The 26,054-nt window shown below is 68.5% G+C and carries 34 protein-coding genes; 21 read left to right on the top strand and 13 right to left on the bottom strand.

Translation table 11 applies throughout. The features are described from left to right. Position 1 precedes the first annotated feature (1 nt). Together EV137_RS04550 and EV137_RS04545 are read left to right on the top strand one after the other, a co-directional pair. Complete coding sequence (locus EV137_RS04550; protein ID WP_238175080.1) at positions 2-733, top strand: ferredoxin reductase; 732 nt, start codon at positions 2-4, stop codon at positions 731-733. Beyond that, positions 730-990 carry a DUF6510 family protein gene (locus EV137_RS04545; RefSeq protein ID WP_134009495.1) on the top strand — a complete coding sequence of 87 codons (261 nt, stop codon included), beginning with the start codon at positions 730-732 and terminating at the stop codon, positions 988-990. The genes EV137_RS04550 and EV137_RS04545 overlap by 4 nt, the downstream gene beginning before the upstream one ends. Before the next feature lie 27 nt (positions 991-1,017). Here EV137_RS04545 and EV137_RS04540 read toward each other — a convergent pair whose 3' ends face one another. After that, positions 1,018-1,749: a MerR family transcriptional regulator gene (locus tag EV137_RS04540; RefSeq protein ID WP_166679776.1), complete on the bottom strand. Its 732-nt coding sequence runs from the start codon at positions 1,747-1,749 to the stop codon at positions 1,018-1,020. Between the two features lie 62 nt (positions 1,750-1,811). Between EV137_RS04540 and EV137_RS04535 the strand changes: the two genes are divergently transcribed. The 5 genes from EV137_RS04535 (at position 1,812) to EV137_RS04515 (ending at position 8,509) form a co-directional block, all read left to right on the top strand. Beyond that, positions 1,812-3,032 carry an acetyl-CoA C-acetyltransferase gene (locus EV137_RS04535; protein WP_134126740.1) on the top strand — a complete coding sequence of 407 codons (1,221 nt, stop codon included), beginning with the start codon at positions 1,812-1,814 and terminating at the stop codon, positions 3,030-3,032. 5 nt (positions 3,033-3,037) lie between these two features. Further along, positions 3,038-5,173: a 3-hydroxyacyl-CoA dehydrogenase NAD-binding domain-containing protein gene (locus tag EV137_RS04530; protein ID WP_134126738.1), complete on the top strand. Its 2,136-nt coding sequence runs from the start codon at positions 3,038-3,040 to the stop codon at positions 5,171-5,173. Positions 5,174-5,388: 215 nt separating this feature from the next. Then, complete coding sequence (locus EV137_RS04525) at positions 5,389-6,672, top strand: ABC transporter substrate-binding protein (RefSeq protein WP_134009501.1); 1,284 nt, start codon at positions 5,389-5,391, stop codon at positions 6,670-6,672. After that, on the top strand, positions 6,669-7,625 hold the full coding sequence (locus EV137_RS04520) for a carbohydrate ABC transporter permease (protein ID WP_134009503.1): 957 nt from the start codon (positions 6,669-6,671) through the stop codon (positions 7,623-7,625). Before EV137_RS04525 ends, EV137_RS04520 begins: the two co-directional genes overlap by 4 nt. After that, on the top strand, positions 7,625-8,509 hold the full coding sequence (locus EV137_RS04515) for a carbohydrate ABC transporter permease (protein ID WP_134009505.1): 885 nt from the start codon (positions 7,625-7,627) through the stop codon (positions 8,507-8,509). Before EV137_RS04520 ends, EV137_RS04515 begins: the two co-directional genes overlap by 1 nt. Before the next feature lie 133 nt (positions 8,510-8,642). On the opposite strand, the gene EV137_RS04510 is transcribed toward EV137_RS04515, so the two are convergent. Both EV137_RS04510 and EV137_RS04505 read right to left on the bottom strand, forming a co-directional pair. Next, a complete protein-coding gene (locus EV137_RS04510; RefSeq protein ID WP_134126736.1) occupies positions 8,643-9,002 on the bottom strand; it encodes a DMT family transporter in 360 nt (119 codons plus the stop codon). A gap of 4 nt (positions 9,003-9,006) precedes the next feature. After that, positions 9,007-9,327: a DMT family transporter gene (locus tag EV137_RS04505; protein WP_134009509.1), complete on the bottom strand. Its 321-nt coding sequence runs from the start codon at positions 9,325-9,327 to the stop codon at positions 9,007-9,009. 73 nt (positions 9,328-9,400) lie between these two features. Here EV137_RS04505 and EV137_RS04500 point away from each other — a divergent pair, with 73 nt between their 5' ends. Continuing rightward, positions 9,401-9,751, top strand: coding sequence for a MerR family transcriptional regulator (locus tag EV137_RS04500; RefSeq protein WP_134126734.1), 351 nt, complete (start codon positions 9,401-9,403; stop codon positions 9,749-9,751). Between the two features lie 21 nt (positions 9,752-9,772). Here the strand turns inward: EV137_RS04500 and EV137_RS04495 are convergent, their stop codons facing one another. Beyond that, positions 9,773-10,150 (bottom strand): MerR family transcriptional regulator, encoded by a 378-nt coding sequence (locus tag EV137_RS04495; protein WP_134009513.1) that lies wholly within the window; start codon positions 10,148-10,150, stop codon positions 9,773-9,775. Positions 10,151-10,225: 75 nt separating this feature from the next. On the opposite strand from EV137_RS04495, the gene EV137_RS04490 reads away from it, so the two are divergent. Then, complete coding sequence (locus EV137_RS04490; protein WP_134126732.1) at positions 10,226-10,954, top strand: SDR family oxidoreductase; 729 nt, start codon at positions 10,226-10,228, stop codon at positions 10,952-10,954. A 124-nt stretch (positions 10,955-11,078) separates the two neighbouring features. Here EV137_RS04490 and def (EV137_RS04485) read toward each other — a convergent pair whose 3' ends face one another. Beyond that, complete coding sequence (gene def, locus EV137_RS04485) at positions 11,079-11,717, bottom strand: peptide deformylase (protein ID WP_134126731.1); 639 nt, start codon at positions 11,715-11,717, stop codon at positions 11,079-11,081. Between the two features lie 48 nt (positions 11,718-11,765). Between def (EV137_RS04485) and EV137_RS04480 the strand changes: the two genes are divergently transcribed. Continuing rightward, a complete protein-coding gene (locus tag EV137_RS04480; RefSeq protein ID WP_134126729.1) occupies positions 11,766-12,245 on the top strand; it encodes a winged helix-turn-helix domain-containing protein in 480 nt (159 codons plus the stop codon). A gap of 104 nt (positions 12,246-12,349) precedes the next feature. Continuing rightward, positions 12,350-12,859 (top strand): hypothetical protein, encoded by a 510-nt coding sequence (locus EV137_RS04475; RefSeq protein WP_134126727.1) that lies wholly within the window; start codon positions 12,350-12,352, stop codon positions 12,857-12,859. A 19-nt stretch (positions 12,860-12,878) separates the two neighbouring features. Here the strand turns inward: EV137_RS04475 and EV137_RS40390 are convergent, their stop codons facing one another. Further along, a complete protein-coding gene (locus EV137_RS40390; protein WP_166679775.1) occupies positions 12,879-13,031 on the bottom strand; it encodes a VOC family protein in 153 nt (50 codons plus the stop codon). A gap of 394 nt (positions 13,032-13,425) precedes the next feature. Here EV137_RS40390 and EV137_RS04470 point away from each other — a divergent pair, with 394 nt between their 5' ends. Continuing rightward, positions 13,426-14,151, top strand: coding sequence for a DNA glycosylase AlkZ-like family protein (locus EV137_RS04470; RefSeq protein WP_166679774.1), 726 nt, complete (start codon positions 13,426-13,428; stop codon positions 14,149-14,151). Here EV137_RS04470 and EV137_RS04465 read toward each other — a convergent pair. Continuing rightward, positions 14,140-15,003 carry a nucleotidyltransferase domain-containing protein gene (locus EV137_RS04465; protein WP_134126723.1) on the bottom strand — a complete coding sequence of 288 codons (864 nt, stop codon included), beginning with the start codon at positions 15,001-15,003 and terminating at the stop codon, positions 14,140-14,142. The genes EV137_RS04470 and EV137_RS04465 overlap by 12 nt on opposite strands. Positions 15,004-15,052: 49 nt before the next feature. On the opposite strand from EV137_RS04465, the gene EV137_RS04460 reads away from it, so the two are divergent. Both EV137_RS04460 and EV137_RS04455 read left to right on the top strand, forming a co-directional pair. Then, on the top strand, positions 15,053-15,430 hold the full coding sequence (locus EV137_RS04460; RefSeq protein WP_134126721.1) for a YchJ family protein: 378 nt from the start codon (positions 15,053-15,055) through the stop codon (positions 15,428-15,430). 1 nt (position 15,431) lies between these two features. Continuing rightward, the gene (locus EV137_RS04455; RefSeq protein WP_134126719.1) at positions 15,432-15,851 is read left to right on the top strand and encodes a hypothetical protein; all 420 of its coding nucleotides are present in this window, start codon (positions 15,432-15,434) and stop codon (positions 15,849-15,851) included. A 1-nt stretch (position 15,852) separates the two neighbouring features. On the opposite strand, the gene EV137_RS04450 is transcribed toward EV137_RS04455, so the two are convergent. Further along, positions 15,853-16,383: a YbhB/YbcL family Raf kinase inhibitor-like protein gene (locus tag EV137_RS04450; RefSeq protein ID WP_134009533.1), complete on the bottom strand. Its 531-nt coding sequence runs from the start codon at positions 16,381-16,383 to the stop codon at positions 15,853-15,855. Positions 16,384-16,472: 89 nt separating this feature from the next. On the opposite strand from EV137_RS04450, the gene cobT reads away from it, so the two are divergent. From cobT to EV137_RS04415, 7 genes are all read left to right on the top strand, one after another. After that, positions 16,473-17,588, top strand: a complete 1,116-nt coding sequence (gene cobT, locus EV137_RS04445; protein WP_238175079.1) for a nicotinate-nucleotide--dimethylbenzimidazole phosphoribosyltransferase — start codon at positions 16,473-16,475, stop codon at positions 17,586-17,588. Then, a complete protein-coding gene (gene cobA / locus EV137_RS04440) occupies positions 17,585-18,847 on the top strand; it encodes a uroporphyrinogen-III C-methyltransferase (protein WP_134126717.1) in 1,263 nt (420 codons plus the stop codon). Before cobT ends, cobA begins: the two co-directional genes overlap by 4 nt. After that, positions 18,844-19,647, top strand: coding sequence for a TrmH family RNA methyltransferase (locus tag EV137_RS04435; RefSeq protein WP_134126715.1), 804 nt, complete (start codon positions 18,844-18,846; stop codon positions 19,645-19,647). Before cobA ends, EV137_RS04435 begins: the two co-directional genes overlap by 4 nt. Positions 19,648-19,656: 9 nt before the next feature. Continuing rightward, complete coding sequence (locus EV137_RS04430) at positions 19,657-20,181, top strand: GNAT family N-acetyltransferase (protein WP_134126713.1); 525 nt, start codon at positions 19,657-19,659, stop codon at positions 20,179-20,181. Positions 20,182-20,186: 5 nt separating this feature from the next. Continuing rightward, positions 20,187-20,990, top strand: coding sequence for a helix-turn-helix transcriptional regulator (locus EV137_RS04425; RefSeq protein ID WP_134126711.1), 804 nt, complete (start codon positions 20,187-20,189; stop codon positions 20,988-20,990). A 70-nt stretch (positions 20,991-21,060) separates the two neighbouring features. Next, on the top strand, positions 21,061-21,915 hold the full coding sequence (locus tag EV137_RS04420; RefSeq protein WP_134126708.1) for an MBL fold metallo-hydrolase: 855 nt from the start codon (positions 21,061-21,063) through the stop codon (positions 21,913-21,915). A gap of 12 nt (positions 21,916-21,927) precedes the next feature. After that, positions 21,928-22,467 (top strand): P-loop nucleotide/nucleoside kinase family protein, encoded by a 540-nt coding sequence (locus EV137_RS04415; protein ID WP_134126706.1) that lies wholly within the window; start codon positions 21,928-21,930, stop codon positions 22,465-22,467. 1 nt (position 22,468) lies between these two features. On the opposite strand, the gene def (EV137_RS04410) is transcribed toward EV137_RS04415, so the two are convergent. From def (EV137_RS04410) to EV137_RS04390, 5 genes are all read right to left on the bottom strand, one after another. Next, positions 22,469-23,074: a peptide deformylase gene (def, locus tag EV137_RS04410; protein WP_133788274.1), complete on the bottom strand. Its 606-nt coding sequence runs from the start codon at positions 23,072-23,074 to the stop codon at positions 22,469-22,471. A 101-nt stretch (positions 23,075-23,175) separates the two neighbouring features. Next, positions 23,176-23,991 carry an LLM class F420-dependent oxidoreductase gene (locus tag EV137_RS04405; protein WP_134126704.1) on the bottom strand — a complete coding sequence of 272 codons (816 nt, stop codon included), beginning with the start codon at positions 23,989-23,991 and terminating at the stop codon, positions 23,176-23,178. 43 nt (positions 23,992-24,034) lie between these two features. Beyond that, positions 24,035-24,442, bottom strand: a complete 408-nt coding sequence (locus EV137_RS04400; RefSeq protein ID WP_166679773.1) for an SRPBCC family protein — start codon at positions 24,440-24,442, stop codon at positions 24,035-24,037. Positions 24,443-24,630: 188 nt separating this feature from the next. Continuing rightward, positions 24,631-25,209 (bottom strand): hypothetical protein, encoded by a 579-nt coding sequence (locus EV137_RS04395; RefSeq protein ID WP_134126700.1) that lies wholly within the window; start codon positions 25,207-25,209, stop codon positions 24,631-24,633. Continuing rightward, positions 25,199-26,014 (bottom strand): isocitrate lyase/PEP mutase family protein, encoded by an 816-nt coding sequence (locus EV137_RS04390; RefSeq protein WP_134126698.1) that lies wholly within the window; start codon positions 26,012-26,014, stop codon positions 25,199-25,201. The genes EV137_RS04395 and EV137_RS04390 overlap by 11 nt, the downstream gene beginning before the upstream one ends. Positions 26,015-26,054: the final 40 nt, after the last annotated feature.

Here is a 26,054-nt window from a genome sequence, read left to right as displayed (position 1 = left end):
CATGTCTTGGCAGATCGCCACGGTGACCGACGTACGGCGGGAGACCGGGACGGCTCGCACGATCGTGCTCGACGTACCGGACTGGCAGGGGCATCTCGCGGGGCAGCATCTCGACGTACGGCTGACCGCGGAGGACGGGTACCGCGCATCGCGGTCGTATTCGGTCGCGTCGGCCTGGGACGGTTCGCACGGCTCGACGATCGAGCTGACCGTCGAGCAGGTGCCTGGCGGCGAGGTGTCGCCGTACCTCGTCGACGTGCTGAAGGTCGGGGATCCGTTGGAGATCCGGGGACCGGTCGGCGGGTGGTTCGTGTGGACGCCCGAGCAGGAAGGGCCGGTGCAGCTGATCGGCGGGGGATCGGGCGTCGTGCCGTTGCGGGCGATGCTGCAGGCTCATGCGGTCGCTGGTACGACGCCGGCGCGGTTGCTGTACTCCGTGCGGCGGCCGGAGTCGGTGATCTACGTGAGCGATCTGAAGGACCTGGCCGCCTCGGACAATGTCGACGTACGGCTCGTGTACACGCGGGAGGCGCCGGCCGGGGAGCCTCGGGTGGGGCGGATCGACGCGGAGCTGATCGAGCAGTACGCGTTCAAGCCCGAGGACGGCGCGACGACGTACGTGTGCGGGCCGACGCCGTTCGTGGAAACGGTGGCGAACCTGCTGGTTGCGGCCGGACACGATCCGGCCCGCGTCAGAACTGAACGCTTCGGCCCGACAGGAGGACCTCGATGAGCAACTACTTGGACGGCAACGCGGCCGCGGGGGCCCTCAGTGAACTGTTCGCGGTCGACCTCACCGCAGCCATTGCCCAGTGCAACGGCTGCGGCAACACCACCGTCTTCGCCGAGTCCCGCGTGTACGTCGACGCCCCCGGCACAGTCGCCCGCTGCGCCGGCTGCGACACAGTCCTGCTCCGCGTAGTAACGACCCCCACCAATACCTACCTGGACCTCCGAGGCCTCACCTACCTCCGAGTCCCCAACTCGTAGGACACCCGGGGACGTGTCGGGGGTGGGTCAGCGGGGTTTTTGCTGGGTTCGGCGGATGGTGTCTCTTTGGGTTTCGCCTACGGCTCGTTCGTAGGCCAGGACCAGGCCTTGGATGGTGACTGGTTTGAAGCGTTCTACCAGTTGCTGGATGTGCTCCGGGGGGCCGCCGGAGTCGCGGTAGTGGGGCCAGACCTTGGTGCGGAACACCTCGGTCAGTTCCTCGGCGATCGCGCGGCCGTGCTCGGTGAAGATGCGGCCGGCGTCCAGCACTGCCTCGACCGGGAGATCCAGGTCGAGCAGCTCGACGCCGAGGCTCAGATGCGCGGTCGCGACCTGGAACACGTCCTCGTCCGGTGTCGGTTCGACCACCCCGAGCGCCACCAGCATCTCGATGTCGTCGTCGTTCAGCTCCCGGCCGGTACGCCGTACCAGTGCCGCGCGATCAAGCGTTTCGGGCAGATCGCGCATCCACGGCGTCAGCAGCGTCCGGTGCAGCGCGATGTCCTGCGGTGTCGCGTCGGTGGGAATCCGGTCCAGGTACCCCTCGATCGCCTGCAGCGTGAACCCGTGCGCCTGTAGCTCACGCACCAGGTCGAGCCGCGCGATGTGCTCCGGCCCGTAGTACCCGACCCGCCCGCGCCGGATCGGCGGCGGAATCAGCCCGCGCCCCGCATAGAACCGCAATGTACGCACCGTCATCCCGACCCGGGTCGACAGCTCATCGACCGTCAGGGTCGCGTCCCCCGCCACTTCCGACATGGCGGAGATCATAACGGCCCCCACTTGACCACCATGACAGCGTTACTGTCACAATCACCCCTATGACCAGCGAAGCCTTTCTGTACGACGCGATTCGGACACCGCGCGGCAAGGGCAAGCCCACCGGTGCGCTGCACGAGGTCAAGCCGATCCAGCTGATCACCGGACTGTTGCAGGAGCTGCGGACCCGGCATCCCGACCTGGATCCGGCCGCCATCGACGACGTGGTGCTCGGGGTCGTGACGCCGATCGGCGACCAGGGCATGGACATCGCGCGGACCGCCGTACTGATGGCCGGCTATCCCGAGACGACCGGCGGCGTGCAGTTGAACCGCTTCTGCGCCTCGGGCCTCGAGGCCGTCAACCAGGCAGCGCAGCGGGTGCGGTCCGGCTGGGAGGACTTCATCCTGGCCGGCGGCGTCGAGTCGATGTCCCGCGTGAAGATGGGCTCCGACGGCGGCGCCTGGGCGATGGACCCGGAGACCGCCCTCGAGACCGGCTTCATCCCGCAGGGCATCAGCGCGGACCTGATCGCGACCATCGACGGCTTCTCCCGGACCGACGTCGACGCGTATGCCGCCGAGTCGCACGCGCGGGCCGCGAAGGCGTGGGCGAACGGGTACTTCGCGCGTTCCGTCGTACCGGTGGTGGATCGCAACGGCCTGCGGATCCTGGACCACGACCAGCTCGTCCGGCCCGGGACGTCCGTCGAGACGCTGGCCGGGCTGCCGTTGTCGTTCGCGGCGATCGGGGAGCACGGCGGGTTCGACTCGGTCGCGCTGGAGAAGTACCTGACCGTCGAGCGGATCTCGCATGTGCACCATGCGGGCAACTCGTCCGGGATCGTCGACGGTGCGGCCCTGGTTGCTGTCGGCAACGAGAAGGCCGGCGAGGCGCTCGGTCAGGCGCCGCGCGGCCGGGTGGTCGCGACCGGCGTCAGCGGCGCGGATCCGACGATCATGCTGACCGGCCCGGCGCCGGCCGCCCGCAAGGCGCTGGCCAGGGCCGGGCTCGAGGTCGACGACATCGATCTGTTCGAGATGAACGAGGCGTTCGCGGCCGCGGTCATGCATTTCATGAAGGATCTCGGCGTACCGCACGAGAAGGTGAACGTGAACGGCGGCGCGATCGCCCTCGGCCACCCGCTGGGCGCCACCGGCGCGATGCTGATCGGAACCCTGCTGGACGAGCTGGAGCGCCGCGAACTCCGCTACGGACTGGCCACCCTGTGCGTCGGCGGCGGGATGGGCGTCGCGACGATCATCGAAAGGCTCCCAGCGTGAACAGCATGATCGAGTGGAAGAACGACGCCGGTGTCGTCACGCTGACGATGAACGACCCGGACGCCTCCGCGAACACGATGAACGACGCGTACGTCGAGGCAATGGGCCGGACCGTCGAACGCCTGGTCGCCGAGAAAGCGCTGATCAAGGGCGTGATCTTGACGTCGGCGAAGTCGACGTTCTTTGCCGGCGGCAACTTGCAGCAGCTGTCGCAGATCCGGCCGTCGGACGCCGCACAGGTGTTCGAGACGGTCGAGGAGGTCAAGCGGCAGCTCAGGACCCTGGAGACGTTGGGCGTCCCGGTCGTTGCCGCGATCAACGGGTCCGCGCTCGGCGGCGGGCTCGAGATCGCGCTCGCCTGCCACCACCGGATCGTTGCCGACGACAACCGGATCGAACTCGGCGTTCCCGAGGTGACGCTCGGCCTGCTGCCCGGCGGCGGGGGAGTGACCCGCACGGTCCGGATGCTCGGACTGCAGGACGCGCTGATGAAGGTGCTGCTGCAGGGCCAGCGGATGAAGCCCGCGCACGCGGCGAGTGTGGGCATCGTGGACGAGGTCGCGCCGGCCGGGGACCTGCTCGACGCGGCCCGCCGGTGGATTTCGACGTACGACGGTGATGCCAAACAGCCCTGGGACCGCGACGGGTACAAGATCCCCGGCGGTACGCCGTCCTCGCCGAAGCTGGCCGCGTTCCTGCCCGCGTTCCCGGCGAACCTGCGCAAGCAGCTCAAGGGCGCGCCGTACCCGGCGCCGCGGGCGATCATGAGCGCCGCGGTCGAGGGCAGCCAGGTCGACTTCGAGACCGCCTCACGGATCGAGTCGCGGTACTTCGTGTCGCTGGCGACCGGGCAGATCGCGAAGAACATGATCCAGGCGTTCTTCTTCGACCTGCAGGCGATCAACGCGGGTGGGTCGCGGCCCGCCGGCGTACCGAAGTACGCGGCGCGCAAGGTCGGTGTGCTCGGCGCCGGGATGATGGGCGCGGGAATCGCCTATGTGTGCGCGAAGGCCGGTCTCGAGGTTGTGCTCAAAGATGTTTCTTTGGAGGCGGCTGCGCGCGGAAAGGAATACTCCGAGAAGCTGCTGGCGAAACAGGTCGCGAAAGGCCGGACTTCGGCCGAACAGGTCGCGGAGTTCCTGAGCCGGATCACGCCGACCGGGGACCCGAACGACCTGGCCGGGTGCGACCTGGTGATCGAGGCCGTGTTCGAGGACAGCGGGCTCAAACAGAAGGTGTTCGCGGAGATCGCCGACGTGGTCGAGCCGGACGCACTGCTCTGCTCGAACACCTCCACGCTGCCGATCACCGCGCTCGCCGACGGCGTCGACCGGCCGGACGACTTCATCGGCATGCACTTCTTCTCGCCGGTCGACCGGATGCCGCTGGTCGAGCTGATCGTGGGGGAGAAGACCTCGGACCGGGCGATCGCGCAGGCGTACGACGTCGTACGGCAGATCAAGAAGACGCCGATCGTGGTCAACGACAGCCGTGGGTTCTTCACGTCGCGCGTGTTCGGCACGCTCGTCATGGAAGGCGCCGCGATGGTCGCCGAGGGGGTCGACCCGGTCATGATCGAGCGCGCCGCGACCCAGACCGGGTTCCCGGCGCCGCCGCTGGCGATGCTGGACGAGGTGACGCTGACGCTGCCGCAGAAGATCCGGGACGCCGCTCGGGCGGCGGGGGACAGCGCGGGCGCGTTCGACGACCATCCTGGGATGGCGGTGACCGACCGGCTCGTCAACGAGTTCGGCCGGCGCGGCAAGGCTGCCGGTGCGGGGTTCTACGACTACCCGGCCGACGGCCCGAAGCATCTGTGGCCTGGGTTGCGGGAGCACTTCGCTGCCGGCGCCGACGTCCCGCTCATCGATCTACAGGAGCGGATGCTGTTCGCAATGGCGCTCGAGACGGTGAAATGCCTCGACGAGGGCGTGTTGCGTTCGGTGCCGGACGCCAACATCGGGTCGATCTTCGGCATCGGGTTCCCGCCGCTGCACGGCGGCGCGTTGCAGTACGTGAACGCCTATGGTGTGCAGATGTTCGCAGAACGTGCACGCGAGCTCGCAGCGACGTACGGCGCCCGCTTCGAACCGCCGGCCCTGCTGGACCGGAAGGCGGCGGCGGGCGAGATCTTCGGCTGATCACGGGCCGATACCAACTCAAGCAAATTCCACACATTCGAACAAATAGCAGCGCGCCCGGTCTTGCGCCGGGCGCGCTTTTGAGCCATTGTGCTGCCACTTCTACAACGATTGACCTGCAGTACCGTGTGCCAGAACTCGGAGATGCTTAACACCGTTAAGTACCTCGGAACCGTGCGTCCCCTGCGACGTTCCCTCTCGGGAAGGTGGAATTCATGCCTGCTCATGTTCCGAACGCCGGACTGTCCCGGCGCGACCTGCTCAAGCGAACCGGCGGCCTGGCCGCCCTCGCCGCATTCACCGCGGCCTGTGGTGGCAACACCGGCCGACCGTCGTCCGGAGGGGGAAGCGGCGGCTCGAAGCCGAACCTGTCGCAGTGGTACCACCAGTACGGCGAGACCGGGACCCAGCAGGCGGCGCTGAAGTACGCCAAGGCGTACCCCGACGCGAACGTCGCAGTGCAGTGGACGCCGGGTGACTACGACGCCAAGCTCGCGTCCGGCCTGCTGTCCAGCAAGGGCCCGGACGTCTTCGAGGGCCACTTCAACATCAGCATGGTGAAGAGCAACCAGGTGGTGGCGCTGGACGACATCATGGCCGACGTCAAGGACGACTTCCAGCCCGGCGACCTGGCCACGAACACCCTGGACGGCAAGATCTACGGGATCCGGATGATCATCGACCCGCAGGTCATCTACTACAAGAAGAGCCTGCTGGACAAGGCCGGGATCAAGCCGCCGGAGACGATCGACGACCTGATCTCCGCGGCCAAGGAACTCACCACGAACAAGGTGAAGGGCATCTACGTCGGTAACGACGGCGGCAACGTCATGGGTGGTCCGGCCCTGTACTCGTCCGGCGGGGAGTTCCTGACCAAGGACAACAAGCCCGGCTTCACCGGTGATCGCGCGGCCCAGGCCTTCGGCAAACTGCACGAGCTGTACGCCAGCAAGAGCATCCTGCTCGGTGCCCCCACGGACTGGTGGGACCCGACCGCGATCAACCAGGGTCTGGTCGCGATGCAGTGGATCGGGATGTGGGCGGTGCCGGGCATGCAGAAGGCGCTCGGCGACGACATCGGCGTGATCCCGTTCCCGAAACTCGACGCGCAGGCCAAGCCGGCCGTGTACTCCGGCGGCTGGACGCAGTTCGTGTCGGCCAAGAGCGCGAACGTCGAGGCGGCGAAGAAGTACGTCAAGTGGCTGTGGATCGACAAGTCCGAGTACCAGGAGGACTGGTCGCTGAACTACGGCTTCCACATCCCGCCGCGCAAGAGCCTCGCGGCCAAGGCCGCCAAACTGCAGAGCGGCGTCGCCGCCGACACGGTCAAGCTGACCCAGGACTACGGCTACACCGACAACCCGGCCTGGACGCCGAAGATGAACACGGCGTTCGGTGACATGCTCACCAACATCATCAAGAAGGGAGCCGACCCCGCTGCCGAGATTGCCAAGACCGAGAAAACCGTCAACAGCGAGCTGTCTCGGCTGTTCGGATGAGCGCTTCGGTCAAAACCGCCACGGACGCCGCCACCACCGGTGAGCGGCGGCGCCCCAAGCGGCACAAGGGGATCGCCGGAAACTCGCTGTCGTTCTGGCTGTTCGTCGGTCCGTTCGTTGTCGGCCTGCTGGTGTTCTCCTACCTGCCGATCATCTGGAGCCTGATCCTCAGCTTCTTCGAGGCGTACAACACGGCTACGCCGTCGAAGTTCGTCGGCCTGCAGAACTACGTCGACATGCTCACCGACCACAACTTCCTGTCCAGCCTGGGCACGTTCACGATCTTCGCGGTCTTCATCGTTCCGCTGACGTTCGTGCTGTCGCTGGCGCTGGCGTTGCTGGTCAACCAGGTGAAGATCGCCCGGTCCTTCTTCCGGTCGGTGTTCTTCCTGCCCACGGCCTGCTCGTACGTCGTCGCGTCGCTGATCTGGCGGTTGTCGATCTTCAACGGCGTCCGGTTCGGTCTGGCGAACACGGTGCTCGGCTGGTTCGGGATCGACAACATCGCCTGGCTCTCCACGGTCGATCCGCCGTGGTACTGGCTTCCGCTCGTCACCGTGCGACTGTGGCTGCAACTCGGGTTCTACATGATCCTGTTCATCGCCGGGTTGCAGCGAATCTCGCCGGCGCTCTACGAGGCGGCGTACGTGGACGGGGCGAATCCTGGCTGGCAGGTGTTCCGGTACATCACCTTGCCCCAACTGCGAGCGACATCGGTCGCCGTACTGATCCTGAACCTGATCGCGGCCTACCAGGCGTTCGACGAGTTCTACAACCTGATCGGGAACGTGAACTACGCACGGCCGCCGCTGGTGTACCTGTACGGCATCTCGCTGGGCTCGATCCAGGACCTCGGTCACGGGTCGGCGGGTGCGCTCATCCTGGCGGTGATCATCATGCTCGTGACGCTGCTGCAGAGCCGGATCTTCGGGTTCGGAAAGGCGGGTGACTGATGGCTGCCTCGGAGCGTACGACGGGAACGCCGCAGCCGATCGGGTTCAGCCGGACCACCATCGGCCGGATCGGGACGGTGCTGCGCTGGATCGCGCTGTTCATCGCGGTCGTGCTGTTCCTGCTGCCGTTCTACCTGATCCTGCGCAACGCGTTGTCCACCGAGGCGGACATCACGGCGCCGGACTGGACGTTGTTCCCGTCGGACCTGCAGTGGGGGAACATCAGCCAGTTGTTCAACGACACCGAGGTGCCGATCGCGCGGGCTCTCTACAACTCCGCTGTGGTCGGGATCCTGGGGACGGCGGGACAGTTGCTGCTGGCATCGATGGCGGGGTACGGGCTGGCCCGCATTCCCTATCGGCACGCGGACAAGATCTTCTACGCGATCGTCGCGACGCTGATGATCCCGGCAGCGGTGACGTTCATCCCCAGCTTCATCGTGGTGTCGTCGCTCGGGTGGGTGTCGTCGCTGCGTGGCCTGATCATTCCCACGCTGTTCAGCGGGTTCGCGGCATTTCTTTTCCGGCAGTATTTCCTGGGATTTCCGAAGGAACTGGAGGAGGCGGCGCGGGTCGACGGCGCCGGGTACTTCGGGGTGTTCTGGCGGATCGTCGTACCGAACTCCCTGCCGTTCTTCGCGGCACTCGCGGCGATCACGTTCATCGGCAACTGGAACTCGTTCCTGTGGCCGCTCGTGATCGGCCAGGACTCGTCGTCGTGGACGATCCAGGTGGCGATGTCGACGTTCGTCACCGCCCAGACCATCAACATCCACGAACTGTTCATGGCGGTGGCCGTCTCGATCCTCCCACTGGTCCTGATCTTCGCCTTCCTCCAGCGCTACCTGATCCAAGGCGTCACCCAGTCCGGCATCAAGGACTGACTCGGACACCGCTGCGCGGCGACTGCCTTGTTGGCCGCCTCCGGCGGCGCGCGAGCTGTCCCGTCGACCACCGCCTCCGGCGAGGCGTTCCGAACCGGCGGGGAGTCCACCAGGCTCCCCGCCACCTGGAGTGTCAGGTGGGGGCGGGTTGGCGGTCGGCGAGTTTCAGGTAGATGACGCCGGTGATGATGACGGCCAGCCAGAGGGTTTTGGTGGGGGTGAGGGATTCGTCGAAGAAGACCGGGCCCAGGAGGGCGGCGCCGGCTGAGCCGAGGCCTGCCCAGGTGGCGTAGCCGATGCTGACCTCGATGGTGCGTAGGGCCTGGCTGAGGGCCCAGAGGGTGAGCAGGAAGAACACGCCGGCCGCGACGGACCATTGCCACACGGTGAAGGCGTGGCTGCCTCCGACCGAGAGCGCGTACCCGACTTCGAAGGCGCCGGCGAGCAGCAGCGTGAACCACGCGGTGCGGGACGACTGAGGCTTGGCGTTCATGCGATCACGATCCGCTCGAGAGTTGGAGCCCGACGACGCCGCCGATGACCAGGGCGATACCGATGGCCTTGTGCCAGGTCAGTTTCTGGCCGAAGAGGAGCGCGCCGAGCAGGGTGATGCCGACTCCGGCGAGCGAGGTCCACACGGCGTACCCGACGCCGACGTCGAAGGTGAGGAGGGCGCGGCTCAGGAAGTACGTGCCGAGTCCGCCGGTGACGAGGGTCGCGGCGGTCCAGCCGCGGTGTTTGAAGCCTTGCGCCTTGCCGGCCGAGATCGCCACGGCGATCTCGAACACGACGGCGATCGCGAGGTAGAGCCAGTGCATGAAGTCCCTCCAGGGATAGTGCGACCCCTTGAGGGTGGAACTTCACACTGGTGTCAAGTGCAACACTGGGTGCATGAGGATCGGAGAGCTCGCCGAGGCCACCGGCGTCAGCACACGCTCTTTGCGGTACTACGAGGAGCAGGACCTGATCCGCTCGAGTCGCACCCCGGGCGGGTGGCGCGACTTCGACGAGTCGATGGTCGAGCGGGTCGTGATGATCCAGCACCTGTTCGCGGCCGGGCTCGGCAGTGCCGTCATCGGTGAGCTGTTGCCGTGCCTCGACGCGCCACCCGAAGAGCGCACCGGCGTACTGGAGGTGCTGCTCGCCCAGGAGGTCCAGCGCCTCGAGGCGAAACGCCGCGAGATCGACCGCGAACTCGACGTACTCCAAGCGCTACGCCAAGAAACCCTCGCGCCCCGCTGAGACGCGGCCTGTCCGGAGGTCTTACGGGTGCGTGTCCGTGATCCCGATGACCTCGTCGAGGCGGTCCAGGGCGGCCTGCAGGTCGTCGACCTTGGCCTGGATGCGGTCGCGCTCGGCACGCAGCATGGCTCGCTGCTCGGCGTCGGTGTGCCCGGAGTCCCAGCAGGGCAGGAGCTCCGCGATCCTCTGGCTGGTCAGGCCGGCGGCGTACATCTGCTGGAAGAAGCGCACCAGGGTGACTGCGTCCTGCCGGTAGAGGCGCTGGCCCGACGGGCTGCGCTCCGGTGTGAGCAGCCCCTGCTGCTCGTAGTAGCGCACGGCGCGTACCGAGACGCCGGCGCCCCGCGCCACCTCCCCGATGCGGAGCACCGGCTCGGCCGACGTCTCCGTGACGGTCATGGTGACTCCTCTCACATCGGTTCCGGCGGCCAGCACTTGCCCCTGACGTCAACGTCAGGTTTTAGCGTACCGGGCATGGACATCAACAACTCAGTTGCCCTTGTCACCGGAGCCAACCGAGGCCTGGGGCGCGCCTTCGCCCAGCGTCTCCTCGATCGGGGCGCGCGCAAGGTCTACGCCACGGCCCGCCGTCCGGAGAGTGTGGACCTGCCCGGCGTGGAGGTGCTGGCCCTCGACGTCACAGACCCCGCGTCCGTGCGGGCAGCGGCCGCGGCGGCCCCCGACGTCTCGCTGCTTGTCAACAACGCGGGCATCCAGACGGGGACCGACCTCGTGACCGGTTCCTTGGACGCGATCCGGCTCGAGTTGGAGACCAATATGCTCGGCCCCCTGGGTCTGATCCGGGAGCTCGCGCCGGTCCTCGCAAGGAACGGCGGGGGTGCGATCGTGAACGTCCTGTCCGCGATGTCGTGGTTCGGGACCAGCGGCGGCCACGCCTACCATCTGAGCAAGGGCGCCGCGTGGGCCATGACCAACAGCGTCCGCCTGGAGCTCGCCGAGCAGGGCACCATCGTGACGGGTGTTCACCTGGGCCTCGCAGACACCGACATGGCGGCCGGCTGGCCCGTGGACAAGATCGCGCCGTCGGACCTGGCCGACGCGGCGCTCGACGGTGTCGAGGCGGGCGCCGCCGAAGTCCTCGCCGACCAATGGAGCCGGGATATCAAGTCCCGGCTGTCGCTGTCGCCCGAAGAGTTCAACGCCGCGATGGACCGCGCCCTGGCAACGCTGACGACCGCCTGACGTGCCGTCACCTGGTGGCAGTTATGTTCCGGAAAGCCTGGCGCCGGTGGCGTCGTCGTACCGGCGCGAGAGTACGTCGTACCCACGCCGTACAACCTGCTTCGGACCCTCCACGCCAAGGACGCTAGCCCGTTGAGCGGAGCGCGGCGAGTTGATTCTGACGATCGGCGCGATGGTCCAGCACGGACGGGCGTCGGTCGGCTGATTGAGCCAGTGTGTGAGCACGGACGCTGGGGGAGAGGTGGTCGACGTAGACGGTGCCGCCGAGGTGTTGGGTTTCATGGATCAGGCAGCGGGCGAAGTAGCCCGTCGACTCGAGCGTGAACGAGCGGCCGTTGGCGTCGTACGCGTGCAGGGTCGCGCGGGCCGGACGCTCCAGTACGGCGTTGGCACCGGGTACGGACAGGCAGCCTTCGGTGCCGCGCTGGGTGCCGACCAGGGCGGGCGCGGTCTCGATCCTCGGGTTGAAGGCGTGCCCGACATGGCGGTCGCCGTACTCGTCGGTGAGGTCGTAGACGAAGAGTTGTGCGTCGACGTCGACCTGGTTCGCGGCCAGGCCACAGCCCTCGGCGATCCACATCGTCGTGAACATGTCGTCGATCAGCCCGCCCCAGCGCGCGGCGCCGTACTCGGTCACCGGCCGGCACGGGCGGTGCAGGATCTCCTCGCCGTACTCCGTGATGCGCAGCGGCGTGCCACGTCGTACCTCGTCCGTCACCTCGGGCAGGCGACGGCTCGGGCTGCCCAGGATGTACGTCGGCATGCAAAGACCGTACTCTGCAAAGTACGAGCTTTGCAAGGTGTCGATAGGATGCCCGCCATGGAGAGCAGTACGCCGAACCGTCGGGACGTCGTCCGCGCGCACCCGCTGCGGGAAGCGCTCCTGGCGCTGATCGATCGGGACGGTACGACGACCTCCACGATCGCCGCGCGCGAGCTGGGGGAGAGCACCGGCTCGTGCTCGTTCCACCTGCGCCGGCTGGAGGCGCTCGGGGTGATCGAGCCGGAAGGCGGCGCGGTGGGACGGGTGAAGCCGTGGCGCCGGGTGCGGGCGGAGCAGTCGACGCTCAACCGCGAACTCGAGGACACCGCGTACGCGAGTTGGTTGGCTGCGAGAACCTCCGACGACGAGGACTTCGCGTTCAGCGAGGTCGTCAGCCTCGCGGACGGCGAACTCGCCGAACTCCGCGCCCGTCTCCACCGAGTCCTCCGCGACTTCACCACCACCGAACCAATCTCCGGCACCCCCACCGCTGTCATCATCCGCGCCTTCCCGCTGCGCGAGGAGTAATTGCGTAGGTCGGGGAACCTTCTCGGGAGTTGCCGCGTCAGCGGGGAAGATGCCATTCGCAGCAGGCACAAGTTCGCGCCTGGCCCTCCGAGTGTGGAGCTTCCATGACCGACCGCCCAGCGGAGCCGGATCCCCGCCCCGCCGTACCCCAATCACCCGCCCCTGGGTATGGGCAGCAGCCCATCTCCGGCTATCCCCAATCAGGTGCCGCCCAGCACCAGTGGCAGACCAGCGCCTATCCGCAACAGCCCCCTCCGCCCGCAGGCCACGGGTACCCGCAGCATCTTTGGCCGGAGCACGCGCAGCAGCCCGTTGCCGCCTTGCCGCCCGGAGTCGATCGGCCGATGGGCTCGGCCGTGCTGGGTGTCCTCGCGCTGTTGCTCGGCCTGGCTGGGCTGGTCGCGCCGTTGCTGCCGTTCTCGAACCTCGTCGACCGGTTCCCGATCCGCCAGTACCTGGCCTTCCCGTTCGCCCTACCGGCCCTGGCCCTGGCGATCGCAGGGCTCGCCGGCAACCGCCGCGGAAAGCCAGCGGCAGCTATCGGCCTGATCCTCGCGCTTCTCGCCCTGGGCGTCGGCGCGATCATGGTCTACAACTACGACTTCCGCAGCTGAGTGCACGGCCCCGAGATCGTCAGGCGTGGCCCTCGGACAGGACCAGGGTGAACGTGCGGCGGGACCACGGTGTGTCCTCGGGCGGCGTCGACCCGACCAGACCGGCGGCGAGCGCGGCGTCGTACAGGGGATCGACGAGTACGCCGACCTCGACGGTGACCGTGACGGCCAAGACGTCACCGGTTGCCCGTCGTACCTCCAGCCCGCTCTGACCATCTCGCCGTGGTGCGTACGCGGCAGCCGGCCGACGAGGTCCAGCCCCGCATGCCGCGCGACCGCGATCGACCGGTGCTCCTCGGAATCAGGTCAGGCGGTGGCGTGTTTTCTGGCTACGGTCGGGGTTATGCGGATTGTGACGCGGGAGCAGGCCATCGCCTACCGGCTGCGGGTAAACAATCTGGTTGAGCGCCTGCCGCCGGGTTCGCACGAGAGAGCGGCGTACGTCGGGTTGCAGGACACTGCGCCGCGGGACGCGTTGCTCGGGTTGCATGCGCGGATGGCGGGGTGTTCGCCGGCGGACTGGGAGCATCCGTCCCCTGATCCAGACGTACAGTCCGCGGGCGGCGGTGTACGTGTTGCCGGCGCGGGACTTCGGCGTGTTCACGCTGGGGCGGATGCCGCTGGATTCGCGGCGGATCGACGTACTCGCGGAAAACGTGTGCCGGACGCTGGGTGGGCAGGAGCGGCGCGGGGCCGGGATTCACGGGCTGCGTGAGGCGTGTGCGAGTGGGCGGATCGCGGTGCGGTGGGACACGACGTCGCTGTGGGCGCGTGAGGTGCCGCGGCCGGACATCGACGTGGCCGACGCACGGCTGGAGCTCTGCCGACGGCACGTTCATTGCTTCGGGCCCACAACGCCGAAGGTGTTCACGTGGTGGTCCGGGATGTCGCCGTCCGATGCGCGCGTGGTGTGGAATGCAATCGCCGATGAGTTGGTCGAGGTCGACTTCGACGGCGTACCCGGCTGGGTACTTCGGGACGACGCGGACCGTCTGTGGTCCGCGGAGGAGCCGCGTGGGATGCGGTTGCTGGCGGCACCGGATCTGCGGCTGTTCGGTCGCGACCGCGACGGCCGGTTCATCGCGCCCGGTCTGCGGGCCCTGACCGCGGCTGCCGACTCCTTCCATCCCAACGGTTTGCTGATCGACGGGCGGATCGTCGGTGCTTGGGGCCGGAAAGGCGGCCACGTCGACGTGGTGCTGTCGGAGAAGCTCGGTCAGGAGCAGTACGACGACCTGTGCGCGGAGGTCGCGACCCTGCCGGTTCGGGATCCGCGGCTCTCAGTCCGCTGACTCGAGCGGCTTGCGCTCGCTGTGGAAGGTGGCGCGTAGGAGGTCGACGTCGACTTCGGGGAGGTGGTGTTCGACGAGGTCGAAGGTCTCCTCGATGAGGTCGTGCAGGGTCTGCGCGCCCTCGGGGGCGGGGCGGTCGAAGACGGCGCGGATGCGGGCGGCGAGAGACGGTGGCGCCAGGGGGAGGTCGAGCGCGTCGAGGCGTTTGAAGGCGAGCACGTGACCGCTGTACCGGCCGTTGAGCGCGTAGAGAACGTTGAGCAGTTGGTTGGTCATGCGCACGAACTCGCGCGCGACGAGCAGCGGGTTGTCCCGCTCGAAGAACATCCGCCAGCGCCAGAACTTCTCGATGTTCCCGTTGTGCCGTACGACGGCGATCGCCAGGTCACGCGGGTACGTCGCCACGCGCTCCTGCCAGCCCGCGATGAGCTCCGCCCGCGGCCCGATCACCTCGCGGCCGTCGATGATCCCCTGAGCCAACTGCATGACCTGGCCATCGGGTTTGCCCTTGAGCAACTCGTCCAAGGCGCGTTCGACGGTCTGCGTCAGCGTGTGGGCGACTTCGACCATCAGCCCGTCCGGCCGCGGCTCGCCCAGGTACAGCTGGTCGTCCCACGGCGGACCGTCGACGTTCACCAACCGCACCTCAGCTGCTCCCGCGACCGCGAGACGCTCAGCAGGCGTCGGCGGCTGTCGCCAGAACACGCCGATCTCGACATCCGACCAGCGATCCGCGTCGCCACGGGCAGTCGAGCCACCCAGCATCACCGCGTCGACGCCTTCCACAGCGGCGTACCAGTCGAGAACGGGCCGCGCCATCTGCCGTCGCCAGCGTGCCGCCTCGGTCACCATCACCGCAGTAGATCACGAGCGCGGCCGACGGATCGGGGACAATCGGCACATGCCAGTTCCCACCTGCCCCTGCGGACAAGACCTGCCGTACGCCGACTGCTGCGGCCGCCTGCACCGCGGCGAAGCGACGGCCACCACGGCGGAGCAGCTGATGCGGTCCAGGTACGCCGCCTTCGTGATGCACGATGCGGCGTACCTGCGCCGGACCTGGTCCCTCACCACCCGCCCGGCGACGATCGACTTCACCCCAGGCCAGAAATGGACCGGCCTGGAAATCGTCAGCACCACCGGCGGCAGCCCCTTCCACAGCGAAGGCACGGTCGAGTTCCACGCCCACTACACCAGAAACGGCAACCCAGGCACCCAATCCGAAACCAGCACCTTCACCCGCGAAGCCGGCGAATGGGTGTACGTCGAGGCTCTCTGACGTGACCGGCCAACGCCGTTGGGGCGCTCACCGGATCACGCGCATCGGGCTCGGCATCCCAGTCCTCGCTGCCGTGGCGGCGACGGTGATCGAACCGGAGGTCGCGCCGGCGATCGTAGTGGCCCTCCTGCCGTTCATCGCCGCACTGCGGATCGAACTGCGTCTGGACGATGACGAGGTCGTCCTGCGGCGTGTCCTCAGCACTGTCCGGATCCCGCGTTCGGACGTCGCGTTTGCGAGGTTCGACTACAAGCCGTTCGGGGTCTTCCTGGAGATCCATCGCCGATCCGGGGTCGTCGAGCTGCTGCCGTTCAGTCCGAAGATGACGTCGAGCGAGCTGTCTGGGGACCCACCGCCGCCCGACAGCGTGGCGTACCAGATCAGCCGGTGGGCCGAGGAAGGGCGGCCCACCGGACAGTGAGTCACTCCGGGATCTGGTAGGTCGGGGTGAGGATGGCTCGGGCGAGGGTGTGGAAGGCTAGGTTGAAGCCGACTACTGCGGGCGAGGCGTCGGAGTCGACGTCCAGGGCTTCCACGTCGATGGCGTGGACGACGAAGTAGTAGCGGTGAATCTGGTCGCCTGCGGGTGGGGCGGCGCCGCCGAAGGACTTGGTGCCGAAGTCGTTGCGGACGTGGAAGGCGCCGTTGTCGAGGCGTTCGGTGGTGCCGGCGCCGGTGGGGAGCTCGGTGACGGTGGCCGGGAGGTTGACCAGGACCCAGTGCCAGAAGCCGGAGACGATCGGGGCGTCGGGGTCGTAGCAGGTCACGACGAAGGCCTTGGTCTCCGCCGGGAAACCGGACCAGCTGAGCTGCGGCGACGTGTTGCCGCCCGCGAACGCGTGGTCGTCGGACAACGGCTCGCCGTCGGCGACGTCGGTGCTGGTGACGGTGAACGAACCGACCTCCGGGAGGAGTTCGTACGGGTCCGGTGCGACGGGACGATCGAGCGACATCTGTGAGCCCTCCGGGATCTCGCGGGATGTGGTGATCCCGACATTACTGTCCACATCCCGTCGGTCCGTCCCAGGGGACACACTCGAGGATGCGAAGATCGGAGCGGTACGACGGGACCGTCGGCCGGACCGGTGGACGGGAACGGATGGAGGACGCGATGGACGGCGCGCTGGAGGAGTACCTGGAGCGGATTGCTCCGGCGGATTCCGGAGCGATGCGGGCGGCCGAGGAGCGGCATGCGCAGCTGACGAAGCCGGCCGGGTCGCTCGGTGTGCTCGAGGAGCTGTCCGTGAAGGTGGCCGGGATGACCGGAACGCAGGCCGTGCCGGCCCCGGCCGTGGTGTCGGTGTTCGCGGCCGATCACGGCGTCCATGCGCAGAACGTGTCCCCGTGGCCGCAGGAAGTGACCGCCGCGATGCTGGCGAACTTCGCCGGCGGCGGCGCGGCCGTGAATGCGTTCGCCAAGAACAACGGTGTCGACGTCCGCGTCGTTGACGTAGGTGTCGCCACCCCGGTCGAGCAGCTGGACATCGTGCACGCGAAGGTCCGCCCGGGCACGCGCGACCTCTCGCAGACCGATGCGCTGACCGAGGACGAGGCGCGGGCAGCGATCGCGGTCGGATTCGACCTGGCTGACGAGCTGGTCCAGGACGGGTACCGCTGCCTGCTGACCGGCGACATGGGCATCGCCAACACCACCGCCTCGGCAGCGCTGATCGCGACCTTCACGGGCGCGACCGCAGACGCCGTCACGGGTCGCGGGACGGGCATCGACGACGCGGCGCTCGCCCACAAGACAGGCGTCGTACGGGATGCTCTCGTGCTCCACGCCGTACCGCCGACCGAACCGCTCAAGGCTCTGCAGGCGTACGGCGGTCTGGAGCATGCTGCTCTCGCCGGGTACATCCTCGGCGCCGCGGCCAACAAGGTCCCGGTGATCCTGGACGGCGTGATCGCCGGGGCGGCCGCGCTGGTGGCGCAGGCGTTCCACCCGGCCGTCATCGACTACTGCGTCGCCGGGCACCGGTCCGCCGAGCCTGGGCACGCGGTCGCGCTCAAGCAGCTCGGCCTGCAGCCGCTCGTGGACCTGGACCTGCGGCTCGGTGAGGGGACCGGCGCGGTGCTCGCGTACCCGATCCTGACCTGTGCGGTCCGTGCGCTCGCCGAGATGGCCACGTTCGAGGACGCGGGGATTTCTTCGTGACAAACCAGTACCTGTCCGGTCTCGTCCTCGAAGGACGGCGCGTGGTCGTCGTCGGCGGCGGCGGTGTCGCCCAGCGACGGTTGCCGCGGCTGCTCGAGTCCGGGGCGCGGATCGACCTCGTCTCGCCGTCGATCACGCCGACGATCGAGGGGTTGCTCGGCAACCCCTCGCTGACCTGGATCGAGCGCGGGTACGCCGCTGGTGACCTCGACGGAGCCTGGTACGTCGTCGTCGCGACGGACGATGCCGCGGTCAACGATCAGGTGTCGGCGGAGGCGGAGGAACGGCGGATCTTCTGCGTGCGATCGGACGACCGGTCCCGCGCCACCGCGTGGACGCCGGCGTCCGGGCAGCACGACAACGTGACGATCGGCGTTCTCGGCGGTGGCGATCACCGCCGGTCGGCCGCCGTACGGGACGCGATCCTCGAGGGGCTGCGGATCGGTGAGTTGGCGGCGCGGGACGTGGACCGGCGGCCCGGGGTGTACCTGGTCGGTGGGGGACCGGGCGATCCGGATCTGATCACCGTGCGCGGGCGGCGGTTGCTGGCCGAGGCGGATGTTGTGGTCGCGGACCGGCTGGCGCCGCAGCAGTTGCTGGACGAGCTGCATCCTGATGTCGAGCTGTTCGACGCGGCGAAGTTGCCACGCGGGCGGGCCGCGCAGCAGGAGGAGATCAACCGGATCCTGGTGGAGCGCGGGCAGCAGGGGAAGGTCGTCGTACGGCTCAAGGGTGGGGATCCGTACGTGTTCGGGCGCGGGTTCGAGGAGGCGCTGGCGTGCGCGGCAGCCGGGGTCCCGTGGACCGTGGTGCCTGGGATCACGAGCTCCATCTCGGTGCCGGCGGTTTCCGGGATCCCGGTGACGCATCGCGGGGTGACGCACGAGTTCACGGTGGTGTCAGGACACATTCCGCCGTCCCATCCGGACTCGCTGGTGAACTGGGATGCGTTGGCGCAGTTGCACGGGACGCTGGTCTTGCTGATGGCAGTCGAGAACCTGCCGGCGATCGCGTCCCGCTTGATCGAGGGTGGTCGCCCGGCGGGGACGCCCGCGGCGGCGATTGCCGACGGCACCCTTCCGGGGCAGCGGATGGTCACGTCGGACCTTGCCGGGATCGCACAGGCGATGGCGGACGAGGGCGTCGGCGCACCGGCGATCGTTGTCATCGGCAACGTGGTGGAGGTGGCCGAGCAGGCACGCGTCGGATCGACCACGGCGGAAGGCGTGGGAGACGGATCGGACGTGGAGTCCGCGTGACGCTGGTGCCGGTCGAGGACGCGGGCGACTCGCGGCTTTCCGATTACGTTCGGTTGCGGGAGGTCAGTCTGCGGCGGCTCCTCGAAGAAGAGCATGGGTTGTTCATCGCCGAGGGGGACAAGGTGATTCGCCGGGCGGCGGACGCCGGGTACGAGCCGCGGTCGTTCCTGCTGGCACCTCGGTGGCTCGACTCGTTGCAGGACGTGCTGGAGAAATGGCCGGACAAGCCGGTGTACGTCGTGTCGGAGGAGCTGGCCGAGCAGGTCACCGGGTTCCACGTGCACCGCGGCGCGCTGGCGTCGTACAAGCGCCAACCCGCCGTACCGCTGCCGGACCTCCTGACGGACGACGTACGGCGGATCGCGATCTTCGACGAGGTCGTTGACCACACCAACGTCGGAGCCGGGTTCCGCGCCGCCGCCGCGCTCGGCGTCGGGCTGGTCCTGGTGACGCCGACGTGCGCCGACCCGCTGTACCGGCGCTCGATCAAGGTGTCGATGGGGACCGTCTTCCAGGTCCCGTGGACCCGCCTGCAGAGCTGGCCCGGCGACCTGCGGCACCTTCAGGACCGCGGGTACGTCGCCGCCGCGATGGCGCTCGCCGACGACTCGATCACGCTCGACGAGCTCGCTGACCGCAAGGACGACAAGCTCGCGCTGATCTTCGGCACCGAAGGCCACGGCCTCAAACCGCACGTGCTCGAACAGGCAGACCTGACCGTACGCATCCCGATGGCCGGCGGCGTCGACTCCCTCAACGTGGCATCCTCAGCAGCAGTAGCGTTCTACGCCACTCGCTGAGGGGGATTCATGCGTACGACGGAACGCCTGGTACTGCGCCCGTTCCGCGAGTCCGACCTGGAACCGTGGGCCGCGCTGAACGCGGATCCCGAGGTCACCCAGTATCTCGGGCCGCCGATGAGTCGTGAGGACTCGGACCGGACCGCCCGGGTGATCAATGCGTTCTACGAAGCACAGGGGTTCGGGTTCCTCGCGGTCGAGCGACGCTCGGACGGTGTGTTCCTCGGCGCGTGCGGACTGAGCAAGGAGCAGTGGTACCCGGACGACCTCGAGATCGGGTGGCGGCTGGCGCGGGAGTACTGGGGCCACGGATACGCGACCGAGGCGGCGGCGTCGTGGCTGGAGCACGGTTTCGCGACCATGGGGCTGCCGCGCATCATCGCCGTCACCGACTCGCCCAACGAGCGCAGCATCGCCGTCATGCGCCGCCTCGGCATGACCTTCGACCACGAGGCGGTGCTCGAGGACGACGGCGTACCGTTCGACGCCACCGTCTACTCGCTCACGGCGGACGCCTGGCGGCGCGTAGTCTGAGCGGCATGCGAGCGGTGGACGATCTCGGCGCGTTCCTGCGTGCCGAGCGGGCCCGGGTGGAGCCGACCGCGGTGGGCCTGCCGGCAGGTCGGGACCGGCGCGTCGCGGGCCTGCGGCGCGAGGAGGTCGCCGTGCTGGCTGTGGTCAGCGCCGACTACTACACGCGGCTCGAGCAAGGCCGCGAGCGGAATCCGTCGGCGCAGGTCCTCAACGGGATCGCCCACGCGTTGCGGCTCGACCCGGACGCCCGCGCGCACCTGTTCCGGCTGGCCGGCCTGGCCCCGGCGCCCGCCCTTGGAGCCGCACGGGATCAGGTGCATCCGGCGCTGTTGCAGTTGCTCGACAACTTCCCGACCGCGGCGGCCTACGTGCTGAATCCGGCGTACGAGATCCTCGCGACGAACCGCGTGGCGCAGGCGCTGCTGGCACCGTTCGGGATGACGAACATGCTGCGGATGATGTTCGACCATCCGCAGGCGCGGGAAATTTTCGGCGACTGGGAGGCGGTCGTACGACGGGCGGTCCACGCGGTCCGGTTCAACGCGGCGGCGTACCCGGACGACGTCGAGATCGCGGCGCAGGTGGCGGACCTGCTGTCGCGATCGCCCGAGTTCCGGGCACTCTGGGAGGACCGGACGGCGCGCGGGTTCAGCCGGGCGTACAAGATCTTCAACCACCCGCAGGCCGGCCGGATCGAGCTGACCTACCAGACCTTCGACGTCCGGGCCGCACCCGGTCAGCAGCTGCTCGTCGGCACGGCGGAACCGGGCAGTGCGAGTGCGGAGGCGTTGGCGCGGTTGACGGACTGACTGACTGGGTGCGGCGCACCTAGGAAGACGCGGCCTTCTCCCCGGTGCCGGCCGGTCGGACGCTGTCCGTATGACAAACCTCAAGTACTCCACATACGTCGCCCCCTCGAAGCCGGCCGTATCCAACGACCTTCCGCCGGGCGAGCTCCGTCGGATGTGGTCGCCGACCGCGGCCACGCTGATCCACGGCGAGCGCGACGCTGTCCTGGTCGATCCGTTGATGACCGCGGCCGAGGGCGAGGATCTGGCCGGCTGGATCGCCGCCACCGGCAAGACGCTGACCACCATCTTCGTCACCCACGGTCACGGCGACCACTTCTTCGGCGCCGCGCCGGTGCTCGACCGGTTCCCGGAGGCCCGGATGATCGCGACGCCGGCCGTCGTCGAAGGGATGAAGCTGAATCTCACCCCGGCCTGGCTGGACGGCTTCTGGCGGACGAGATTCCCCGGGCAGCTGCCGGACCGGCTGATCGTCGCCGACCCGCTGCAGGATGACCGCTTCACGCTGGAGGGCGAGGAGTTGATCGCCGTCGAGCTGGGACACACCGACACGGACGGCACCTCCGCGCTGCATGTCCCGTCGATCGGGCTGCTGGTCGCCGGTGACGCCGTGTACGACGACGTCCACCTGTACCTCGCCGAATCGGTTGCCGGAGGCATCGACAACTGGCTGGCGGCCCTCGACGTACTGGAGGGTCTCCGGCCGACCGCGGTCGTGTCGGGGCACCGGCAGGCAGACGCCTCGGACGACCCGCGGTACATCGAGGAGACCCGTCAGTACCTGAAGGTCTTCGCGGAGGCGGATAAGCAAACAGCCAGTGCGGTAGAGCTTTACGAGGCGATCCTTGCCGCGTACCCGGACCGACTGAACCGAGGCGTGCTCTGGAACTCGGTGCACGCCGTGAAAAGGGGTCGACACGGATGATGTGATGTGGGCATGCCGAAGGTAGTTCTCGTCACCGGAATGCAGGCCGCGGGGAAGTCGACGATCGCGCCGCTGCTGGCCGCCCGGATGGGTCCGCCGGCCGCGACGCTCGACGGGGACGTGTTCTACCGCGGCGTGGTTGCTGGCGCCGAGGTCATGACGCCGGACCCGTCGGCGGAGGCGGTGCGACAACTGGAACTCCGGTACGACGCCAGCGCCTTGGTCGCACAGCAGTACGCCGATGCCGGTTTCGACTTCGTCTGCAGCGACATCGTCCTGGGCGACCATGTCGAGCGCTGGTTCTCCCGGCTGCACGACGTCGACCCGTATCTCGTCGTCCTCGTCCCGTCGGTCGAGTCGATCGTCGAGCGGGAGATCGGCCGCGGCGGCGCCAACTCGTACCGCGACTGGGGCCCCTCGCTCGAGGACGGCGTACGCGCCCTGCAGGCCGGCCTCGACGAGATCCCGCGCCGAGGCCTGTGGCTCGACACCACCGGTCAGACCGCGGCCGAAACCGTCGAGGCGATCGACCTGGAGAAGGCCCGCTGGTAGGTCAGGTGGCGGGGGTGTCCTCGTGCTCGTCCTCGTGCTCGACCATCGGGGTGACGGGCCAGTCGGCCGGGTAGTCGGGAGCGAACTCCTCGGCCTCCGCGAACAGGCGCTTCTTGTACTTGCGGGACAGGCGGTCGCCGAACACCATGCCTTGCGTGTGGTCGGTCTCGTGCTGCAGGCAGCGGGCCAGCAGGCCGTCGCCCTCGAAGCTGACCGGCTTGCCGTGCTGGTCGACGCCGGTGACCTTGGCGAAGTCGGGGCGGGCGCACTTGGTGAACGCGCCGGGCAGCGACAGGCAGCCCTCGTCGCCCTCGTCCAGGTTGCGGTCCTTGCCCTCCGGAAGCTCCAGCACCGGATTGCAGACGACGCCCTGGACGCGCTTGCCCTCCTTGTCGGGGCAGTCGAACACGAACAGCTGCAGGTCAACACCGACCTGGTTCGCCGCCAGGCCGACGCCCTCGGCCGCGTTCATCGTCGCGACCATGTCTGCGACGAGCGTCTGCAGTTCGTCCCCGAAGTCGGTGACAGGCTGATTGACCCGGTGCATGACGTCCTCGCCCCACCGCGTGATAGGCCGCACCGAACCGTTCCCAGGCAACGTAGACATGCGCAAAATCCTATCTGCCACCCCTCACAACGTCCTTGAGCACCCACCAACCGTTTCCGGATCGCCCGGATGGTTGGTGGGTGCCCCAGGTTGAGGCGGTGCTACTTGGCGTTGACCTCGTCGCGCCAGTTGACCCAGGCGCGGAGAAGGCCGAGGTCGTAGTCGGGGCCGGAGGAGTGGATCGTGAAGAGGCGGGTGCCGACGTCGAGGAGCGACTTGCCGACCTGGTCGGGGGTCTTGTCGCCGACGGCGACCGAGCGCTCGATCTCGCCGGGGTCGCGGCCGATCGTCTTGCAGTGCTCGTCCAGTACGGCGTGCTTGTGCGCGATCGTCTCGGCGTCGCCGAACCCGTGCCAGATGTTCGCGTGCTTGGCGACGAGCTTCAGCGTCTTCTTCTCACCGCCGCCGCCGATCAGCACCGGGATGTCCCGGGTCGGCTTCGGGTTGAGCTTCTCCCAGCGCTGCTCGATCCGCGGCAGCGCCTCGCCGAGGGCGTCCAGCCGGCCGCCCGCCGTACCGAACTCGTAGCCGTACTCGTCGTAGTCCTTCTCGAACCAGCCGGAGCCGATGCCGAAGATCAGCCGGCCGTCGCTGATATGGTCGACCGTCCGCGCCATGTCGGCGAGCAGGTCGGGGTTGCGGTAGGAGTTGCAGGTGACCAGGGCGCCGAACTCGACCCGCTCGGTCGCCTCGGCCCAGGCGGCCAGCATGGTCCAGCACTCGAAGTGCAGACCCTCGGGCTCACCGCTGAGCGGGTAGAAGTGGTCCCAGTTGAAAACAACGTCGACGCCGATCTCTTCGGCCGCCGCGACGGTCCGCCGGATGTCGGCGTACTGGGCGTGCTGGGGCTGGATCTGCAGACCGATCCGGACGGGGAACGCGCCGTACGGACGGTCGGTGGAATCGGAAGCTGTCATACCCGGAATCCTATCCCGCTTATCGGAGGACCCTCCGGATAGGTCACTGGCTGAAGTACGCCGCCAAGTGGCCGAGCATCGTGGCGACGCCGGGTTCGATCGTGGCCTGCTGCTCGTCGGACAGCCCGACGCTGCGGTAGTCGAGCCGCGTGCGGCCGTCGGCGAGGGCGGTCAGGTCGACGGTGATGTCCTCGGCGGGCTGGTCGAAGTGCAGGACCAGGTGGTGCGGGAGGTCCAGCTCGCCGAAGCGGAGCATGAACGGGACCTCGGTGCCGTCCGCGGCGACGAACACGGCCGAGATCAGGCCGCCGGGGCGGACGTCGATCGTGACCCGGTCGGACGGGGTGCGGAAACCTTCGGCGACGAACCAGGCGGCGAACGGCTCGGGCTCGGTGAACGCCCGGACCACGTCGGTGGGTGGGGCGTCGACAATCTGCTGCAGGGTGAACATGGCCGGGACCTCCATCGGGATCGGGCTGACTCCAGCACTGTCCCGCGAGGCGTTTACGGTTTGTTTCCGGCCGGGAGCCGGTCGGCGGTCGCGAGCCGCGGAGGTCGCGCAGAGGGTGGGTGCTGCGGCCGGGACATTGGAGGCGGCAGCGGCGTACGGCGTGGTCGTGCTCCTGGCTGTTCCCGCCGTTAGCTGCGGCGTCCGGTACGGTCCTCCCCGGCCAGCCGCAGGCTCCAGACGGGGAACAGCAGATAGGTCCCGGCCCAGCTCAGTCCGGCCACGAATGTCCAGGCCGGGGCGTTGTCCATGTCGTCGAGACCCATCACGATCCCTGGTACGCCGACCAGCCCGAGCAGCATCACCAGACCGGCAACCAACGCCGCTCGTGGCAGTCGTGGCAACCCGAGGCGGCTGATCCCGACCAGCCAGACCCCGATCAGAGCGAACCCGAAACTCGACCACAGCCCGGCGAGGTAGAAGCCGGTGATGTCGGCAACCACCAGCACGGTGCCCACGACCGTCAGCACCGCCCCGACCACGGCAACTCCGAAGAGGACGGACCGACGGGTGGGCGAGGAGGTGCCGAGTGATGTGGTGGTGCGGAGGAGCCAGGCGAGGGCGGCGCTGAGGACGCCCAGGAGTGCGTTGCCGATGTCGTTGATGATTCCGAAGGGCTCGCCGGCGGCGTAGAAGGCGATCAGGCAGGCGCAGGTGGTGAGGCCCACGATGCCGTGGGTTCTCGCCACTACCGGGGCTTCAGCCTTCACCCTTGGATGATCGCGCAAACAGCTGGTTCAAGTCAGCCTGTGGGATCTGGTCGGCGGCGAAGGTGATCGTGCCCTGCGTCGCGAGCTCCTCCGCGCTGCGGCGGATGAAGCCGAGGGCGGCCCGGGCAATGCTGCCGCCGAGGCTGATCCGGTCCACGCCGGCCGCCTGCAGGTCGGCGACTGTCAGCGTGGAGGTGCCCAGACCGATGACGACGTTCAGCGGCCCGTCGATCTCGGCGACCAGCGTGCGGATCATGTCGAGGTCGTTGACGCCCGGGACGTACAGGCAGTCCGCTCCGGCTGCGCGGAAGCGGTTCGCCCGGTCGATCGAGTCGCTCAGCGACGTCGGCGTACGCAGCAGCTGCCCATCGGTCCGTGCGGTCAGCACGAACTCGTCCCCGGCCGCCTCGCGCGCGGCCACGATCCGCTCGACCGCGAGCTCGACGTCGTACAGCTCCCGACCGTCGTAGTCCTCGATGTTCCCGCCGGCCAACCCGGCCTCGCGGGCCAGCCCGATCGTCTCCGCGACCTGCGACGGCTCAGCGCCGTACCCGTCCTCGAGGTCGCCGTTCACCGGTACGGCGCTCGCCGCCGCGATCTCCCGCACCCGGTCGAACATCTGCTCCCGCGACACCGCGGGCGCCCCGTCCGGCAGTGTGTGATCGCCCTTCGCCAGCGAGAACGCGATCCCCGCACTGGTCGTCGCGATCGCCGGGAACCCGGCCGCCGCCAGGATCACCGCACTCCCGGCATCCCACGCATTCGGCATCACGAACCGACCGGCATGCAACTCACGAAACGTCATGCCCCAACTCTGCCACCGCCAAAGTTCGGCGCCGGCCGCA

This window comes from Kribbella pratensis (assembly GCF_004366075.1).
Taxonomy (GTDB): Bacteria; Actinomycetota; Actinomycetes; order Propionibacteriales; family Kribbellaceae; genus Kribbella; species Kribbella pratensis.
The sequence above is the reverse complement of the archived record's forward strand: the minus strand, read 5'-3'. Positions and strand labels throughout refer to the sequence as shown.